This window comes from Undibacterium sp. TJN19 (genome assembly GCF_049339485.1).
In the GTDB taxonomy this organism is placed as follows: Bacteria; Pseudomonadota; Gammaproteobacteria; order Burkholderiales; family Burkholderiaceae_D; genus Undibacterium.
Genome location: NZ_JBMPPL010000003.1, coordinates 419,555 through 438,811, shown reverse-complemented (window position 1 = coordinate 438,811; position 19,257 = coordinate 419,555). Strand labels below are relative to the sequence as shown.

The window sequence follows — 19,257 nt, the reverse complement described above, 5'->3', positions numbered from 1 at the left end:
GATTCATCACCATGTCATCTTTAACGATTATTGTAGCGACTGATAAAAAAAACGGTATTGGTATAAACAATACCCTGCCGTGGCGCTTGCCCGAAGACCTTGCCCACTTCAAACGCACGACCAGTGGGCACAGCATCATCATGGGCAGAAAAACCTTTGATTCGATAGGCAGGCCATTGCCCCAAAGACGCAATATCGTCATCACGCGCAATCGCCAATGGCAGCACGATGGCGTCGAAAACGTCGCGTGCCTGGATGACGCCCAAGCCCTGTTGCATGATGAAGAGGCATTTATCATCGGTGGCGCAGAGATTTATCAGCAGAGTCTTGCGCTCGCAGATAAATTGATCGTGACTGAAATACAACAAGAATTTGATTGTGATGCTTTTTTCCCAGAAATCGATCCCCAGATATGGGAAGAGACAGGAAGAGAAAAACATTACTCCGAGGCAAATAATTTACATTTTGCTTTTGTAACTTACGAGAAGATTTAGGAATATTATGTCAGGACACGGATTTCACGTACACGGACCGCATGACCACGAACTGGAACATGCAGCGCACGGCAATGACGATTTTGCCAGCCGGATAGCTGTCATGACGGCGATCATGGCAACCGTAGGCGCGCTATTTGGTTACGCTGGCGGCGCAACACAGAATGATGCGGGTATGTTTAAAAATGACGCCGCAATAAAAAAGACTGAAGCATCGAACCAATGGAATTTTTATCAGTCGAAGTCAAACAAACAAAACCTGGCTGAACTGGCGATGGTTTTGCCTGGCGTTGATGTTGAAAAATATCGTGCTGAAGTAAATCGTTACAAATCAGAAAAAGAAGAAATCAAGAAAAAAGCGGACGAACTGGAAAAAGAAGCGCAAGATTACGAACACAAGTCTGAAGAATCACTGCATCAGCACCATCGCTGGGCACAAGCGATGACAGCCTTGCAAATCGCCATCTCCTTGGCAGCAATCACCTTGCTGACCAAAAAGAAATGGATGCAATATGCATCGTATGGCGTTGCAGGTATTGGTGTTGCAGTGGCTGGACTTGCCTGGTTCCACTTTTAATTAAAGCGAGAACAGAATGAAAAGAATACTCGGCATTGCCTTATTGGCGACGGTGTGCTCGGTGCATGCCCAAACCTCGCAATTCGTGCAATTGGTGCCCACCACATATTTACCCAAGGATGCGAATTTTTCCCTGGGTGCAGTGGCACTTTCCATGCCAAAATATATCGGCGCTGATGATCGGCGTCTGGCAGTTTATCCAATGTTTGACGCACAATGGAAAAATGGCGCTTTTTTCAGCGCAATAAGCGGTCTTGGCTATAACTTTTCCAAAGACCCCAGTGTGCAATACGGCCTGCGCCTGACGCTCGAGGCCGCACGTGATGAATCCCGCTCTGGTAAATTACGCGGCCTTGGCGATGTGAACACTGCCATCGAAACCGGCGGCTTTTTCAACTATAACATCGACCAGAATTATTCACTCGCTTCATCTATCAGGTATGGATCCGGCACTGATCACAATGGCTTGCAAATCAGTTTTGGTGGCCGTGCGACTACGCTCTTAAGCCCGCAGCACAGATTGTCAGCAAGCATAGGGGCAAACTGGGCCAATACCGCTTACATGCAATCTTACTTTGGTGTCAGTCCTTCGCAATCCGCCATCAGCGGCTACGCACAGTACACGCCCTCTTCCGGCATCTCCGACATCAAACTGGGGGCAAGCTGGCACTGGAGTATAGATAGCAACTGGTCATTGACGACCGGCGCATCCGTTACCCGCCTGAATGGCGATGCTGGCAGAAGCCCGTTTGTGTTCCAGAAAAACCCGGTCACGATATTTTCTGCGGCAACTTATCGATTCTGATAGTGATGTTGTAAAAATAGCAGACATATGAAAAGGAGTGCTGAACAGCACTCCTTTTCCTTTTGGGCGATACGCATTCTTAAATTAAATTCATGCCTTGGCCCATTTGGCGATGCAAGATATGGTGCAAAAGCCAATTTGATGACAATCACATGAAATTTTGATTTTCCCATGCCCAACATACGTATTTTTTCACATCAGCCCCCACATATCTGAGAGAATTCGCTTCTTTGAATTTTTCGGCGCGCAAGCGGTTGATTTAACTTGCCCAGGCGTCTCCCTTGTAACAAGCTTTTTTGGAGACTTCCATGAAATTCCGCTTCCCCATCGTCATCATCGACGAAGACTTCCGTTCCGAAAATACTTCTGGCCTGGGCATACGCGCCCTGGCTGATGCCATAGAATCCGAAGGCATGGAAGTATTGGGCGTCACCAGTTATGGCGACTTGTCCCAGTTCGCACAACAGCAGTCACGTGCCTCTGCCTTTATTCTGTCTATCGACGATGAAGAGTTTGGCGACGGTACCGACGAAGAAACCGATTACGCACTGAAATCATTGCGTGCCTTCGTCGAAGAAATCCGCTACAAGAATGCGGATATCCCGATTTATCTGTACGGCGAAACCCGCACCTCGCGCCACATCCCGAATGACATCCTGCGCGAACTGCACGGCTTCATCCATATGTTTGAAGACACGCCTGAATTCGTGGCGCGCCATATCATCCGTGAAGCACGCTCTTACCTCGATGGACTGGCACCACCGTTTTTCCGTGCACTGGTACATTATGCAAATGATGGTTCCTATTCCTGGCACTGTCCTGGGCACTCAGGCGGCGTAGCCTTCCTGAAGTCACCGATAGGCCAGATGTTTCACCAGTTTTTTGGTGAAAACATGCTGCGCGCCGACGTTTGTAACGCCGTCGAAGAATTGGGTCAATTGCTGGACCATACCGGCCCGGTAGCCGCGTCCGAACGCAATGCCGCCCGCATTTTCAATGCAGATCATTGCTATTTTGTCACGAATGGTACCTCGACATCGAACAAGATGGTCTGGCATTCCACTGTGGCACCCGGCGATATCGTCGTTGTTGACCGTAACTGCCATAAATCCATTCTGCACTCCATCATCATGTGTGGTGCGATACCCGTTTTTCTGATGCCTACCCGTAATAATCTTGGCATCATTGGCCCTATCCCGCTGGAAGAATTCAGCATGGAAAGCATACAAAAGAAGATAGAAGCCAATCCTTTTGCACGCGAAGCCAAAAACAAGAAACCGCGCATCCTGACGATCACGCAATCGACGTACGACGGCGTGCTGTACAACGTCGAAGTATTGAAAGACTTGCTCGACGGTGAAATCGATACCCTGCACTTTGATGAGGCATGGTTGCCGCATGCGACTTTCCATGACTTTTACAAAGACATGCATGCCATCGGCAAAGACAGGCCACGCGCCAAGAAATCGATGATTTTCTCGACGCAGTCCACGCACAAACTGTTGGCCGGTATCTCACAGGCATCGCAAATTCTCGTGCGTGAATCCGAAACGCGCAAACTGGACAGAGACAGCTTCAATGAAGCCTACCTCATGCACACGTCAACATCGCCTCAGTATTCGATCATTGCGTCCTGCGATATCGCTGCCGCCATGATGGAAGCGCCAGGTGGTACGGCACTGGTAGAAGAATCAATACTCGAAGCCCTGGATTTCCGCCGCGCCATGCGCAAGGTTGATCAGGAATGGGGCAAGGACTGGTGGTTCCAGGTCTGGGGGCCGGAAGAATTTGCCGCTGATGGCATAGGTTCGCGCGAAGACTGGATCATCCGCGCAGAAGACGACTGGCATGGCTTCGGCAAGCTGGCGTCTGGTTTCAATATGCTGGACCCGATCAAGGCCACCATCGTGACGCCCGGCTTGTCCCTGGAAGGCAAATTTGGCGAGACTGGCATCCCGGCTTCCATCGTGACCAAATACCTGGCTGAACATGGTGTTATTGTCGAAAAATGCGGTCTGTATTCTTTCTTCATCATGTTTACCATTGGCATCACCAAAGGCCGCTGGAATACCTTGCTGACAGCCCTGCAGCAGTTCAAGGATGATTACGACAAGAATCAGCCTATGTGGCGTATCCTGCCTGAATTTGCCGCTGCCAATCCCCGTTATGAAGGCGTTGGCCTGAAAGACCTGTGCCAGGGCATACATGAAGCCTACAAAGGCCATGATGTGGCACGCTTGACGACTGAAATGTATTTGTCTGACATGCAGCCAGCCATGAAACCCTCAGATGCCTTTGCCATGATGGCGCACCGCGAAACTGAACGCATATCGATAGATGAACTCGAAGGCCGCGTCACGGCCATCCTGCTGACACCTTACCCACCGGGCATTCCTTTATTGATTCCGGGTGAAAGGTTCAACCGTACTATCGTTGATTACCTGCGCTTTGTACGTGATTTCAATGAAAGATTCCCTGGCTTTGAAACGGATTGCCACGGCCTGGTAAAAGCCGAAGTTGATGGCAAACGTGGTTATTTTGTCGATTGTGTAAAATCTACGGCAGAAATGGTCAAATAAGCCCAGTTTTATTTCGGTTTAAGAGGCACTTATGACCATTCCAAAGTCATAAGTGCTTTTTTATTATGCCAGGGAACAACATAGGCTTTAATTTGCCTGGTCTTTCGATATACAATCAAATCGGACTTCAGAATACGGAATCAAGACATGGGTGGTGCTTCAGGATTAATGCCAATCAAGCATGCTGAAATCAGCGTAGGTGAAACCGTACCTTGGTCCATCTATGATTCGAACGGCAACTTGCTGATGGCATCGGGCGTTGTCGTTGAAAATCAGCATCAGCTTGATGGCTTGCTGGAGAACGGTTATTGCAACCCTGATGCGATGTGGGACACCATCCCCTCGAAACTCACTCCTATTTCAAAGCAGACATCGTCCCCGGCAGCTTCGCCAAGCACTACACCTGCAGAAGCTCATAAAGATACGTTGATTGAGTTGGATAGCGTACGCTGGAACGTTGGTGAGATTTTGTATTTGCAAGTACATGATCATGCCTCAGTGCGGTATACAGTGCGCCTGATCGGCTTCGTGAAAAATATGTCTATACTGGTGACCGCACCAACAGCCGAGGGCAAAACTGTATTGATACGCGATGGCCAGACATTTATTGTGCGCGCCTTCCCTGGCAAGAGAGCATATGCATTTACTGCATCGGCGATAAAATCCGTCTATTCCCCACATTCTTATTTACACATCTCTTACCCCAAACAGGTTCGCTGCACAACGATACGCCAAGGTTCGCGGGCGGTCGTGAAAATCATTGCTTCCGTAACGATAGGCGATCCGGAGCAGACCGCGGCGGCCGCATTAGGCGACCTAAGCATGGGTGGAGCTTCAGGCGTAATTAAGAAAGCGATAGGAAAAAAAGGAGATTTTGGCGTCATCAAATTCAAAGTCAGTGCAGCCGGCAATGATGAATACCTGATTTTGAAAGTCATCCTGCGATCACAGGCACCTACTGAAAATGGGCTGGAATTCCGACATGGCTTTGAATTTGTCGATGTATCAGCACAATCAAAACTGATACTTTCAGCTTTTGTTCATCAGACCCTGGCAGAAATGGACTGACAATTCATTGCAATATGGAAATACGCTGTTAAAAGGCTCACACTTTCGTTACTCTTTGTTACGCGCAATAAGCGATTATTGTGCATCCTAACCCTTTGTTACACTTTATGGCTATTTGGTGAAAGGGGATAGATTAGAATTACCTTGCCAGAAGGAAATTTTCTGGGAGGACAATTAGGAGTCATCATGCCGCGCATCAGATTTACCACGCTCAAATTCTTGCTGATAGCAGCGCTGATCTCAACGCTTAGCTCTTGCGGCGGCGATGGAAAAACCAGTAGCTCTACTCCTGACAACAACACTTCCGCAATCAGCGGCATTCAGGCCCTGTTTGCACCAGCACCTGTCGTCACCAGCAGTACGGTAACTTTTAACGGTTTTCGCTCCAATTACACGATCACTAATACGGGAAGCGGCTACACAGTCAAAGACAATGTCGGCAGTGATGGCACAGTGACTATTGCGGCAGGTACGCAACAACTAAATTTCAAGGATGTCTCGGTCAATCTGCTGATTGCCGATCTTTCGACCACCATTGCTGTGTCTGATTTAAATGCGATCATAGAACTCTATGTCGCCTACTTCAATCGCATCCCTGATGCCAATGGCCTTGCCTACTGGATAAACCAGTTTAAGAGTGGCGTGCCGATTGAAAAAATTGGTGAATCTTTCTATATTTCTGCCATCCAGGACTCGGCATTGACTGGCTATCTGCCAAACATGACGAATGCTGATTTCGTCACGGTCGTCTATAAAAATGTACTCAGCCGCAGCCCACCTGATAAAGCCGGCCTTGACTACTGGACCAACGGCCTGGCGAATGGCACGGTAACGCGCGGCAATGTCGTGCGTTCCATGCTGATTGCCGCACACGGGTACGCTGGCGACCCGGTATATGGCTGGATCAGCAACCTGCTCGACAACAAGGATAGTGTTGCAAAAAATTTCGCCATTCAGCAAGGCTTGAGCTACATCCTGACTTCCGACTCCATCAGCAAAGGCATGACGCTGGCTGGTAGCGTATCAGCAACAGACACCAGTATTGCTAACGGCCTGATCCAGGCCCTGGTTGGCTTTCAATCTGCCAGCAGCAATGCGCCGACACCAACACAGGCTTCACGCTTTCTCGGACAAACCACCTTTGGTGCTACCAATACTGATATTACCGGCCTGACAAATAGTAGTTACAGCGCCTGGATAGACAAGCAATTCAGCTTGCCTCAGAAACTACATAAAAATTATATGGATACGCAGGCTGCCGGTTTCATCAATGGCCAGGCTGATCTGAGCCAGAATAATTTCTTTGAATCGTTCTGGCAACAAGCGATCAAAGGGGATGACCAGTTGCGTCAGCGCGTCACATTCGCCCTGTCGCAAATCATGGTTGTGTCATTTCAAGACAGTAATGTTGCCAACTACCCGCGTGGTGTCGCCGCCTATTACGACACTCTGGGTGCAAACGCGTTTGGCAATTTCCGCAATTTGCTTGAGGCAGTCACCTTGCACCCCATCATGGGCAATTACCTGACTTCAATACGCAATCAGAAAGAATCCGGCACCCAGGTGCCAGACGAAAACTATGCACGCGAAGTCATGCAGTTGTTCACTATCGGCTTATACCAGTTGAACCAGGACGGCAGCTATGTTCTCAACAACGGCAAACCCGTTGAAACCTATTCCAGCACTGACATCAGCGGTCTGGCCAAAGTATTTACCGGCTGGAGCTGGGCTGGCGCAGACAAGAGTGATTCCCGGTTCTTTGGTGGCAATCCCGATGCAAATCGTGACTGGTTGCCTATGCAGAGCTATCCTAAATACCATTCGATTTCAGCCAAGACATTTTTGGGAACGACTATTCCAGCACAATCCTCAGCCAACACGGAAGGTGATTTGAAAATAGCCCTGGACACTTTATTCAACCACCCGAATGTCGGCCCTTTTATTGGCAAACAATTGATACAAAGGCTGGTTACCAGCAACCCCAGCCCGCAATATATTTCGCGCGTCGCTGCGGCATTTAATAACAATGGCCAGGGTGTCAGGGGAGATATGCGCGCGGTCATCAAGGCAGTGCTGCTCGATAGCGAAGCACGCAACGAAGCAACACTGGGTTATGCCAGTACAGGCAAATTGCGTGAGCCCGTGATCAGACTGGCAAACTGGATGCGTGCTTTTGGCGTAAATTCCACATCGAGCCGCTTCCTGATGACCAACCTTGATGATCCATTAAGTGGACTGTCTCAAACACCGATGCGTTCACCAACGGTATTTAATTATTATCGACCTGGTTATGTACCACCAAACAGTGGTATTGCGACAGCAGGCCTGGTTTCACCAGAAATGCAGATTACCGGCGAGACCTCTGTGACGGGATATCTGAATTTCATGCGTGATGCCATACCTAACGGTACAGGCTCGTCCCGTGACATCAAACCAGATTACACAAGCATGCTGGCATTGGCAGCAACACCAGATCAGATGCTCGACCAGATCAACTTGCTGTTAATGGCGAATCAAATGAGCAGTGGCTTGCGCAGCCAGTTACTGACGGCAGTGAATTCTGTCACCATACCAACCAACAGTACGGCCAATGCAGACGCAGCGAAAAAGAATCGGGTTTATCTGGCGATTTTCCTGAGTATGGCATCACCAGAATATCTGGTTCAAAAATGAACGGGGCTTACCATGACTAAAGTCAATGCTTCGCGCCGGGAATTCTTGCGCGTCTCTTCTGCACTCTCTGCTTCCGGCATCATCGGTAGCGCCAGCATTCCTTTCGCGCTCAATCTGGCGACAATGGGGTCGGCGGCGGCACAAACTTCTACTGGTGGTTACAAGGCACTGATCTGCCTATTTTTATACGGCGCAAATGATCATGCCAACACCGTACTGGCCACGGATAGCACATCGTGGAATCAGTACACGACTGTACGCACCACCAATGAAGCTGGCTCGATTGCCTTGCCGCCCGTAGGCAGCAATGGTGGGGTCATCCCCATCACGCCAACCAGCGCGCAAAGTGGCCGTAGCTTTGCCCTGCATCCAAACCTGGCTTCATTGAAAACGCTTTTTGACAATGGCCGAGCAGCCATCGTCAGCAATGTCGGCCCCTTGATCGTGCCGACCACCTTGCAACAGTACAAGGCAGCCAGCGTGCCTTTGCCACCAAAACTGTTTTCCCATAATGATCAGCAGTCTTTATGGCAGGCTTATGCCCCTGAGGGAGCGACTTATGGCTGGGGTGGCCGCATGGGTGACATGCTGGCGTCGACCAATGCCTATCCGGTGTTTACTGCGATTTCAGTATCTGGCAATGCTGTCTTTCTTGCCGGACGCAATGTCAATCAATATCAGGTCAGCGGCTCTGGCGCGGTTCCTATTGGCGGCCTGACAGGCGCCTTGTTTGGGTCCACCGCTGGCGGCAATCCGCTGAAAAACATTATTACTGCTGACAACCCCAATCTGTTTCAAAAAGAGCATGCCGCTGTCACTAACCGCGCTATCAATGCACAAAGCCTGCTGAGCCCGGCAATGGCGCCTGCTGGCGCAACTGGTGTGCCCAATCCATCGCAATACACCAACCCAAATAACGGCGCCTCAGCAACCAATGGCCTGGCAGCACAATTACAAACCGTTGCCCGCATTATTGCCGGACGCAGTGCATTGGGCGCACAAAGACAGGTATTTTTTGTCAGCCTGGGCGGATTTGATACGCATGATTTTCAGCGTACGGCACACGCTGACCTGATGGCCAGACTGTCCCATGCACTCACCTATTTCGACGGCGTCATGAGTAATTTGCAGGGTACTGACATGCGCAACCAGGTTACACTATTTACCGCATCAGACTTTGGGAGGACTTTTACCAGTAATGGCGATGGCACTGACCATGGCTGGGGCGCACATCATTTTGTCGTAGGCGGTGCAGTCAAGGGAAATAATATCTATGGCGACTTCCCCGTGACAGGCCTCAAACATAGTCTGGACGTAGGATCGGGTAGTTTGTTGCCACAGATATCGGTCGATCAGTACGGTGCCACGCTGGCCAACTGGTTCGGTATCAGCAACTCGCAAATCAATGATATTTTCCCCAACATTGTCAATTTCTCGAACCGCAATCTCGGCTTCATGAGTTCATGACTTTGTTTTCAGCTACTGACAGGCACGTCAGATTTTTTATTCAAAAGATCGAGCGTGCTGTCAGCGTCGTGAAACGTTCCAGCGCATAAGTACCCGCCAGTGAATTGCCGGTAGCATCCAGCCCGGGTGACCACACTGCCACAGCCAGCTCTCCCGGCACCAGCGCCAGGATGCCGCCACCAACACCGCTTTTGGCTGGCAAGCCGACCCGGTAAGCAAAATCTCCCGCTGCATCATAGGTGCCACAAGTCAGCATCAATGCATTTAACCGCTTGGCCGAACTGGCATCCAGTATCTGCACGCCATTCCATGGAATAGTGCCGTGATTGGCAAGGAAACTACCAGCTTTTGCCAACTCCTCGCAAGTCATCGTGATCGAGCATTGGCGGCAGTAACTATCAATGACTGTCTTGACCGGGTTATGCAGGTTGCCAAAGTCTTTCATCAGATGCGCAATCGCATAATTTCTGTGCGCAGTCTGCCGTTCGGATTGCGCAACCGCCATATCAAAATCGATATTATTTTTGCCGGCAATCATGCGGGCAAACTGCATGACGGCAATATCTGACTCAACAAAACGTGCCGACAAAATATCGGTCATGACCAAAGCACCCGCATTGATGAAAGGGTTGCGTGGCTTGCCTCTTTCATATTCGAGCTGCACCAGCGAATTGAAAGGATTGCCCGAAGGCTCGCGCCCTACCCTTTCCCAGATGGCGTCACCCTCGCGTGAAAACGCCAGTGCCAACGCAAACAGCTTGGTCACACTTTGCAAAGAAAATTTTTGCTGGCCTTCGCCAATCGAAAAAGTACTGCCATCAAGGCAATACACAGCCATGCCGAATTGGTCCGCCCGCACCTTCGATAATTGCGGAATATAAGAAGCGACCCTACCCTGTGACAGCAAGGGCTGCACTTCTTCAAAGATGGTTGCAAGAATGGCGGCGTAATCCGGCGACGCTGCGGCCACTGACGCGGATGACTCTGGCGACATACGTAATTCTGCCGTATCAGGTTTTAGGCAATGTTACGCCCACCTGCCCCTGATATTTGCCGCCACGGTCTTTATAAGAAGTCTCGCAGACTTCATCACTTTCAAAAAACAAAACCTGGGCACAGCCTTCACCTGCATAAATCTTGGCTGGCAATGGCGTGGTATTGGAAAACTCCAGCGTCACATAACCTTCCCATTCAGGTTCAAACGGCGTGACATTGACGATAATGCCACAACGTGCGTAGGTAGATTTACCCAGGCATATTGTCAATACACTACGTGGAATACGGAAATATTCCATCGTACGCGCCAGTGCAAATGAGTTGGGCGGAATGATGCAGACATCACCCTTGAAATCGACAAAAGATTTTTCATCAAAATTCTTTGGGTCAACGATGGTGCTGTTGATATTGGTAAAGATCTTGAACTCGTCCGCACAGCGGATATCATAACCATAAGAAGAAGTGCCATAGCTGACGATGCGGTGACCATCCTGCTCACGCACCTGGCCTGGTTCAAACGGCTCTATCATGCCAGTCTGTTCTGCCATGCGGCGTATCCACTTGTCTGATTTGATGCTCATATACTTCCCCTGCCAAATTGATATTGGCGCGATTTTACGCGAAAACAGCTATATCTAATATGGAATTAGCCCTTAAAAATACAAACAAATTCGAGAAAATTCACATCAAACCAGCGACATGACCAAGTCAAACATCAATTTTCACCGCATCAGCACGGCGCTTTCAAACAATCGCAGACAAGTCCAGATTTTCCTCATGGTCAACGCTCAACTGATCAGACCTTCTATCACCAAGAACAAATTCATTGGCAAATAGCTCATATCAATTGCATGCAAGCTTTTGATTTTTCAGAAGAATTTCCTTAGTCCCACACAAAATCAGCTGCTTTCCGGTACAATTCCGCCAATGAACGCTCAGCCTAAAAATCTATTCTCATTCCCACGTTTCCGTCCCGAAGTCGGCGGTAAAAATACCGCGCCTTTTTTACCCATGTCACGCGCCGAAATGGATGTGCTGGGCTGGGATAGCTGCGATGTCATCCTCGTCACTGGTGACGCCTATATTGATCATCCCAGCTTTGGCATGGCATTGATAGGTCGCCTGCTGGAACATCACGGTTTCCGCGTCGGCATCATCAGCCAGCCAGACTGGCAATCGGCTGAGGCCTTCCGTGTGCTGGGCAAGCCCAATCTGTATTTTGGCGTCACAGCAGGCAATATGGATTCCATGGTCAACCGTTATACCGCTGACCGCAAGATACGCTCTGAAGATGCCTATACGCCTGATGGTGACCGCACCAAGCGACCTGACCGTGCATTGGTGGTCTATGCGCAACGTGCGCGTGAAGCTTTCCCTGATGCGAATGTCGTGGCGGGCAGCATTGAAGCCAGCCTGCGTCGCATTGCCCATTACGATTACTGGTCCGACAAAGTCCGCCGCTCGGTATTGCCTGACTCGAAAGCCGACATACTGCTGTTCGGCAATGCTGAACGGGCATTGATAGATCTTACCCATCGTCTGGCAAATGGCGAGGCCATCAAGGACATTCGCGACCTGCGTGGCACCGCTTTCATGACACCACGCGGCTGGCTGCCTGACGATGAATGGACAGAGATCAATTCGGTCAAGATTGATACGCCCGGCAAGATAGAAGTGCATACCGATCCGTATGCCATGACACCAGAAAAAGATGCCAAGTGCGCGACTGGTGACACACCTGAAACACCAGATGCAAAGCTCAGCGCCTTGACAATAACGTCCGCCGCTGCCCAAGCCAGGACTGATGTCGTACAGCAGCAAGCCATACGCATCATGAGCCGGGAAGAGCGCCAGGCCATGTTGCGCAACAAATTGCACAAATCCGTGATACGTCTGCCTTCCTACGATGAAGTCAAGGACGATGCCGTCATGTATGCCCATGCATCCCGCGTTTTCCATCTGGAAGCCAACCCTGGCAATGCCAAGGCACTGGTACAAGGCCACGGTGACCGTGATGTCTGGCTGAACCCGCCGCCGCTGCCTTTGGCCATGGACGAAATGGATGGCGTGTATGACCGTGCCTATGCACGTGCACCCCACCCTGCTTATGGCAAATCACGTATCCCGGCATGGGAAATGATACGTTTTTCCATCAATATCATGCGCGGCTGCTTTGGTGGCTGTACTTTCTGCTCGATTACCGAGCATGAAGGCCGCATCATACAAAGTCGCTCTGAACCTTCGATCCTGCGTGAGATAGAAGAAATCCGTGACAAGGTCAAAGGCTTTACAGGCACGATCTCTGATCTGGGCGGGCCAACTGCAAATATGTATCGCCTCGCCTGCAAGGATAAAAAGATAGAAGAATCCTGCCGTCGTTTGTCCTGCGTCTATCCGACAATATGCTCGAACCTGGGTACCGATCATAGCAAGCTGATATCAATTTATCGCAAGGCGCGTGCTATCCCGGGCATCAAGAAAGTGCTGGTCAGCTCTGGCCTGCGTTATGACCTTGCCGTGCGCTCACCAGAATATGTAAAAGAACTGGTCACGCATCACGTAGGCGGCCTGCTGAAGATCGCTCCTGAGCATACTGAAGCTGACACTTTATCGAAAATGATGAAGCCAGGCATAGGCAGCTATGATGAATTCAAGGCAATGTTCCATAAGTATTCGAAAGAAGCGGGCAAAGAACAATACCTGATCCCCTACTTCATCGCGGCCCATCCAGGCTCTACTGATGAAGACATGGTGAATCTGGCGATCTGGTTGAAGAAAAATGATTTCAAGCTCGATCAGGTACAAACCTTCATGCCCACGCCTATGGCACTGGCAACGACGATGTACCATACGCGCAAGAATCCGCTGAAGAAAGTAACGGCAGATTCCGAAGTGGTAGAAACGGCACGTTCAGGCAAGGTACGCAAACTGCACAAAGCCCTGCTGCGCTACCATGCGCCAGAAAACTGGGAAATCATTCACGAAGCCCTGCAACGCATGGGCAGACGCGACCTGATTGGCAGCAGCCCACGTCATCTGATCCCGCCACGCCAGCCGCTTATCCCTCTTACGATAGAAGAAAGCGGCGTCGCCAATGGCAGGAGGATAGCCGCGCCAAAAATTGACACCTTTGGCAAAAAACCGGTATCACGCGGCGGTAAAGCTGCTACACCCAAGGCAGCGACAGGCGGCGCTGCTGCACGCCCTGCACTCGCCTACAAAACAGCAAAACCAAAGCTCGCTGCCAAACCTGGCCCCAGTAAATCAGGCCGGCGCTAAGCAGCGCAAAGTAGCAAAAAAATTAAAACAATGAAAGCTGTGTTGGATAACACAGCTTTTTTTTCAACCAGCTCTTTTCATATCAGTCTACTGATGTAGAATCAAATCATCACTTGCCGCCAGTCCACGCCATAACCGTACGGAGGAAGTATGAAGCACATGAAAACGGTATTAATCCTGGAACACACCGAGGAAGTTTTCGACAAACTGACTTGTGATGTTTGCGGTGCAGAATCCCGATGGGATGAAAACTGGGGTCGCAAGGAGCATGAAAAAACCATCACCACCATCCAGTTGGAAGAAGAAGAGTCCTTCCCACATGGTGGACAATCCACCATCACCCAATATCATATCTGCCCGGCATGCTTCAAAGAACATCTGGCCAAATGGATGGAAAGCCATAGAGAAAGCAAGCCAACGGTAAGCAACTCGGTCTGGTAAACCCCATCTTCAATCATGCATCGCCAACCGGCATTGAAGGCACGGTCTACCCGCGCAATTTTTGCCGGATGACTTTTGGTTTGCAAGGCACTTTCAACCTCAATAAATAGCGTATTTACCACTTTCCACACAGAGTTATCTTCGATTGCTGTTATGCTGCCCAGGGCAAGGTATAATGCAAGGTTTGATTGCATTAGAAAAGAATACCTATCATGGAAGCTGAACGCCTCAATAGTCTGTCCGCCCTGCTCGCCGACCTGACCGTCCGCGAAGCCGAACTTCGGAGGTATCTTTGACTTCGATATCAAGTCAGAGAAACTGGAACAAGTCAACGCCGAACTCGAAGACCCTGCCGTCTGGAATGATCCCAAGCGCGCGCAAGAATTAGGCAAAGAAAAAAAATCACTGGAAAACGTCGTCAACACGCTTGTCAAGGCGGATAGCGGCCTGCGCGATGCGAATGACCTGTTCGCCATGGCGCGCGAAGAAAATGACGACGATACGCTGGAAGCGATAGAAGTTGATGCCCAAAGCCTGCGTGAGCTGGTGGAAGGCATGGAATTCCGTCGCATGTTCAACAACCCCATGGACCCGAATAACTGCTTTATCGACATCCAGGCTGGTGCTGGCGGTACTGAGGCGCAGGATTGGGCGTCGATGCTATTGCGCCAATATCTGCGTTATTGCGAACGCAAGGGTTTCAAAGTCGAAATCATGGAACAGTCTGACGGCGATATCGCTGGCATCAAGACTGCCACCTTGAAGGTCGAAGGCGAGTATGCCTATGGCTTTTTGCGTACTGAAACAGGCGTACACCGCCTGGTACGCAAATCACCATTTGATTCCAACAATGGGCGCCACACCTCTTTTTCCAGCCTGTTTGTCTACCCTGAAGTAGATGACTCGTTTGAGATCGATATCAACCCGGCGGATGTGCGTACCGATACGTACCGCGCCTCTGGTGCCGGTGGTCAGCATATTAATAAAACCGACTCTGCTGTTCGTTTGACGCACGGCCCTTCGGGCATCGTCGTCCAATGTCAAAATGACCGCAGCCAGCACAGGAACCGTGCTGAAGCATGGGAAATGCTGAAGGCCAAACTGTTTGAACTCGAACTGCGCAAGCGCATGAGTGAAAAGCAGAACTTGGAAGATTCCAAGACCGACGTCGGCTGGGGTCACCAGATTCGCTCTTATGTACTGGATCAATCCCGCATTAAGGATTTACGCACGAATTTTGAATCTGGCAACACCAAAGCAATTCTGGATGGTGATCTGGATGAATTCATTGCGGCATCCTTAAAGCAAGGCGTGTAATTAATTTTGTACAGTGCGCAGGCACCCGCCTGCGCAGCCTTAAAGAATCAAAACCCGCAGGCCAGATGCCTGCCCTCCCTTAGGGAAAATTATGTCTGATATCAATAACACGACAGCAGGTGAATTGCCTGTTGATGAAAATTCCATCATCGCCGAACGTCGCGCCAAACTTGATGCTATCCGCTCCAAAGGCGTCGCATTTCCCAATGATTTCCGCCCACAACACAAGGCTGCGGAACTGGCAGAGAAATACGGCGCAATGAGCCGCGAAGAACTGGAAGCACTGAATGTTGAAGTCAGTGTTGCTGGTCGCATGATGCTGAAACGTGAAGCCGGTAAAAAAGCAGCGTTCGCGACATTGCAAGATGCATCCGGCATGAAGGCTGATGGCCGTATACAGTTATATGTCACCACGGACAAAACCGGCGAAGCTGAAATGGAAGCCTTCCGTCATTATGACCTGGGCGACATCCTGGGTATCGTAGGTGTACTGTTCAAAACAAAAACTGATGAATTGACAGTCAAGGTCACGACCTTGCGCATGCTGACCAAGTCGCTGCGCCCTTTGCCTGACAAATTCCACGGCCTGGCCAATCAGGAAACCAAATACCGCCAGCGTTATGTCGACCTCATCATGAGTGAAGATACACGCCGCACTTTCAAGGCGCGCACAGCGGCCATGAACTCTATCCGTACCTTCATGAACAGCAATGATTTCATGGAAGTGGAGACGCCCATGCTGCACGTGATACCTGGCGGCGCGGCAGCCAAGCCTTTCATCACACATCACAATGCGCTGGACATGCAAATGTATCTGCGTATCGCGCCTGAATTGTATCTGAAGCGTTTGGTCGTCGGCGGTTTTGACCGTGTGTTTGAAGTGAACCGCAACTTCCGCAACGAAGGTGTATCACCACGCCACAATCCAGAATTCACGATGATGGAGTTTTATGCCGCTTACGTGGATTACAAATGGATCATGAACTTCACTGAGCAAGTCATACGCAAGGCTGCCGAAGATGCGCATGGCACAGCCGTATTGACTTACCAGGGTCGCGAACTGGATCTGAGCAAGCCTTTCCAGCGCATGACGATTGTTGACGCGATCAATAAATACGCGCCGGGTTACAGCGCAGAACAATTGCAAGATGCAGCATTCATCAAAACAGAGCTGCTGAAGTTTGGTGTCAAGCCTTTCGCTACTGCTGGCTTGGGCGCTTTGCAGTTGGCGTTGTTTGAAGAAACTGCAGAAGCGAAATTGTGGGACCCAACCTTCATCATCGATTACCCGGTTGAAGTCTCGCCACTGGCACGCGCATCTGATACATCAGATGGCATTACCGAGCGCTTCGAGCTGTTCATGACAGGCCGTGAGATCGCCAACGGCTTCTCGGAATTGAATGATGCAGAAGACCAGGCAGCACGCTTCCAGGCACAGGTTGCGGCAAAAGATGCAGGCGATGAAGAAGCCATGTACTACGACGCAGATTACATCCGCGCCCTGGAATATGGCCTGCCACCAACTGGCGGTTGCGGCATAGGCATAGACCGTTTGATGATGTTGATTACCGACTCACCCAATATCCGTGACGTGATTTTGTTCCCGCACTTGCGCCGGGAAGATTAATAATTGACATAGTCAAGCATAAATGACGAAGGGACTGTAGAATTTGCAGTCCCTTTTGTTTTTTGCCATCTTCTGCCATTTTCAGCCATTTAGTAAATCCTGCCATGCCACCAGTCCACCCGCTTAAAAAACTCCTGAATTATGCCAAGGCCTATAAAACAGATTTTCGCCTGGCGATCATTTATTCAATACTGAATAAATTCTTTGATGTCCTGCCCGAAGTGCTGATCGGTGTCGCTGTCGATATCGTCATCAATGGCGACAAGAGTTTCCTGGCGAAACGGGTATTGGGTGGTTTTGGCATTACAGATACCTGGCATCAACTGATGTTTCTCGGCATCCTGAATGCCCTGATCTGGTTTGGTGAATCCTGGTTCGAATATCTGCTGTCCATCAAGTGGCGCAAGCTGGCGCAAAACCTGCAACATGATCTGCGGCTGGACACTTACGACCATGTGCAAAAACTGGAAATGGCGTATTTTGAAAACCAGCGCACAGGCAACCTAATGTCCATCCTGAACGAAGACATCAATCAGATGGAGCGTTTTTTAAACGGCGGTGCAAACCAGATCATACAAGTCATCTGTTCTTCAATCATGGTCAGCGCCGTTTTCTTTGCCCTTCAGCCATCGCTGGCTGTGATTTCCCTGTTACCGGTACCCGCCATTCTGATAGGCGCATTCTGGTTTCAAAAACGGCTGGCACCCCGTTATTCCGAAGTGCGCGAAGCGGCTGGTGATGTCAGTGCGCGCCTGAATAACAATTTGCTGGGTCTGGCGACCATCAAAGCCTTCGCTACAGAAAATTTTGAAAAGAATCATATCGCACAAGCCAGTGACACATATCGGCAAGCCAACAGCCGTGCCATTGCTATCAGTTCGGCTATCACTCCCGTCATCCGCATGGCGATTCTGGCGGGCTTTACGGCCACCCTGGTCTATGGCGGCTGGCTGACGCTGCAAGGCGACCTGGCAGTCGGCGCTTATTCAGTGCTGGTATATCTGACCCAGCGCCTGTTATGGCCAATGACGGGTCTGGCCGAGGTCGCCGATATGTATCAGCGCTCCATGTCGGCCATAGACCGCGCCATGGGCCTGCTGGATACCAAAATCAATATCCCGTATGAAGGCATACATATTGCCCCAGGCAATGTCAAAGGCGAACTCCGCTTTAACAAGGTGGAATTTGCCTATGGCGAACAAAAAACCCTGAAGCAAATTGACCTGCATATCCCGGCAGGCAAAACTGTCGCTTTTGTCGGCTCTACCGGCTCTGGAAAATCAACGCTGGTCAAGTTGTTACTGCGCTTCTATTCGCCACAATCAGGACAGATTACACTGGATGACAAGGAAATCAGCGCGCTGAATCTGCAAGACTTGCGCCGCACCATAGGCTATGTCGCCCAAGACAGTTTTCTGACCGATGGCACCATTGCTGAAAACATCGCTTATGGCATGCAGGATGCGACAGATGAAGCCATTGTCGAGGCTGCGCAGGCAGCTGAAGCCACGGAATTCATCGCGAAATTGCCACTGGGATTTGCCACACGTATTGGTGAACGCGGACAAAAATTGTCCGGCGGCCAGCGTCAGCGCCTGGCATTGGCCAGGGCCATTTTAAAGAACCCGCCTATTCTCATCCTGGATGAAGCCACCAGCGCAGTTGACAATGAGACAGAGGCCGCCATACAACGCAGCCTGGATGTGGTCAGCCGCAACCGCACGACCATCGTCATTGCACATCGCTTATCCACCGTGCGTCAGGCCGATTGCATTTACCTGCTCGAAGCAGGCACAATAGTCGAAAGTGGTACACATGAAGAATTGTTATCATTAAACAGAGGTTATGCCGCTTTGTGGCGATTGCAAACCGGCGAAAGAAACCCTGCGTTATAATAAGAAAAATTTATTCTGAGCAACTTGTTCGCTGGATAA

At 50.2% G+C, this 19,257-nt stretch carries 14 protein-coding genes; 12 read left to right on the top strand and 2 right to left on the bottom strand.

Annotated elements, in window-relative coordinates; translation table 11 throughout:
* The first annotated feature begins 11 nt into the window (after positions 1-11).
* The 7 genes from ACO0LH_RS13335 (at position 12) to ACO0LH_RS13305 (ending at position 9,663) form a co-directional block, all read left to right on the top strand.
* Positions 12-494 carry a dihydrofolate reductase gene (locus ACO0LH_RS13335; RefSeq protein ID WP_422941576.1) on the top strand — a complete coding sequence of 161 codons (483 nt, stop codon included), beginning with the start codon at positions 12-14 and terminating at the stop codon, positions 492-494.
* Positions 495-501: 7 nt separating this feature from the next.
* Positions 502-1,071, top strand: coding sequence for a DUF4337 domain-containing protein (locus ACO0LH_RS13330; protein WP_422941575.1), 570 nt, complete (start codon positions 502-504; stop codon positions 1,069-1,071).
* Between the two features lie 16 nt (positions 1,072-1,087).
* Positions 1,088-1,876 carry a MipA/OmpV family protein gene (locus ACO0LH_RS13325; RefSeq protein ID WP_422941574.1) on the top strand — a complete coding sequence of 263 codons (789 nt, stop codon included), beginning with the start codon at positions 1,088-1,090 and terminating at the stop codon, positions 1,874-1,876.
* Between the two features lie 308 nt (positions 1,877-2,184).
* Positions 2,185-4,455 carry an Orn/Lys/Arg decarboxylase N-terminal domain-containing protein gene (locus ACO0LH_RS13320; RefSeq protein ID WP_422941573.1) on the top strand — a complete coding sequence of 757 codons (2,271 nt, stop codon included), beginning with the start codon at positions 2,185-2,187 and terminating at the stop codon, positions 4,453-4,455.
* Positions 4,456-4,602: 147 nt separating this feature from the next.
* Positions 4,603-5,523 (top strand): flagellar brake protein, encoded by a 921-nt coding sequence (locus ACO0LH_RS13315; protein WP_422941572.1) that lies wholly within the window; start codon positions 4,603-4,605, stop codon positions 5,521-5,523.
* A 186-nt stretch (positions 5,524-5,709) separates the two neighbouring features.
* Positions 5,710-8,196, top strand: coding sequence for a DUF1800 family protein (locus ACO0LH_RS13310; protein WP_422941571.1), 2,487 nt, complete (start codon positions 5,710-5,712; stop codon positions 8,194-8,196).
* Between the two features lie 12 nt (positions 8,197-8,208).
* Positions 8,209-9,663, top strand: coding sequence for a DUF1501 domain-containing protein (locus ACO0LH_RS13305; RefSeq protein ID WP_422941570.1), 1,455 nt, complete (start codon positions 8,209-8,211; stop codon positions 9,661-9,663).
* 40 nt (positions 9,664-9,703) lie between these two features.
* On the opposite strand, the gene ACO0LH_RS13300 is transcribed toward ACO0LH_RS13305, so the two are convergent.
* On the bottom strand, positions 9,704-10,657 hold the full coding sequence (locus ACO0LH_RS13300; RefSeq protein ID WP_422941569.1) for a glutaminase: 954 nt from the start codon (positions 10,655-10,657) through the stop codon (positions 9,704-9,706).
* A gap of 16 nt (positions 10,658-10,673) precedes the next feature.
* On the bottom strand, positions 10,674-11,240 hold the full coding sequence (gene dcd, locus ACO0LH_RS13295) for a dCTP deaminase (RefSeq protein ID WP_422941568.1): 567 nt from the start codon (positions 11,238-11,240) through the stop codon (positions 10,674-10,676).
* 346 nt (positions 11,241-11,586) lie between these two features.
* Here dcd and ACO0LH_RS13290 point away from each other — a divergent pair, with 346 nt between their 5' ends.
* The 5 genes from ACO0LH_RS13290 to ACO0LH_RS13270 all read left to right on the top strand — a co-directional run bounded on the left by ACO0LH_RS13290 (position 11,587) and on the right by ACO0LH_RS13270 (position 19,218).
* Positions 11,587-13,938: a YgiQ family radical SAM protein gene (locus ACO0LH_RS13290; protein WP_422941567.1), complete on the top strand. Its 2,352-nt coding sequence runs from the start codon at positions 11,587-11,589 to the stop codon at positions 13,936-13,938.
* 150 nt (positions 13,939-14,088) lie between these two features.
* Positions 14,089-14,379, top strand: a complete 291-nt coding sequence (locus ACO0LH_RS13285) for a hypothetical protein (RefSeq protein ID WP_422941566.1) — start codon at positions 14,089-14,091, stop codon at positions 14,377-14,379.
* A 212-nt stretch (positions 14,380-14,591) separates the two neighbouring features.
* Positions 14,592-15,696, top strand: a protein-coding gene (prfB, locus tag ACO0LH_RS13280) for a peptide chain release factor 2 (protein WP_186951525.1) whose coding sequence is annotated in 2 segments (ribosomal slippage) — positions 14,592-14,672 and positions 14,674-15,696 — 1,104 coding nt in all. Because the reading frame shifts where the segments join, the coding sequence is not laid out codon by codon here.
* A 91-nt stretch (positions 15,697-15,787) separates the two neighbouring features.
* Positions 15,788-17,323 carry a lysine--tRNA ligase gene (lysS, locus tag ACO0LH_RS13275; protein WP_422941565.1) on the top strand — a complete coding sequence of 512 codons (1,536 nt, stop codon included), beginning with the start codon at positions 15,788-15,790 and terminating at the stop codon, positions 17,321-17,323.
* Positions 17,324-17,427: 104 nt separating this feature from the next.
* On the top strand, positions 17,428-19,218 hold the full coding sequence (locus ACO0LH_RS13270) for an ABC transporter ATP-binding protein (RefSeq protein WP_422941564.1): 1,791 nt from the start codon (positions 17,428-17,430) through the stop codon (positions 19,216-19,218).
* The last annotated feature ends 39 nt before the right edge of the window (positions 19,219-19,257 follow it).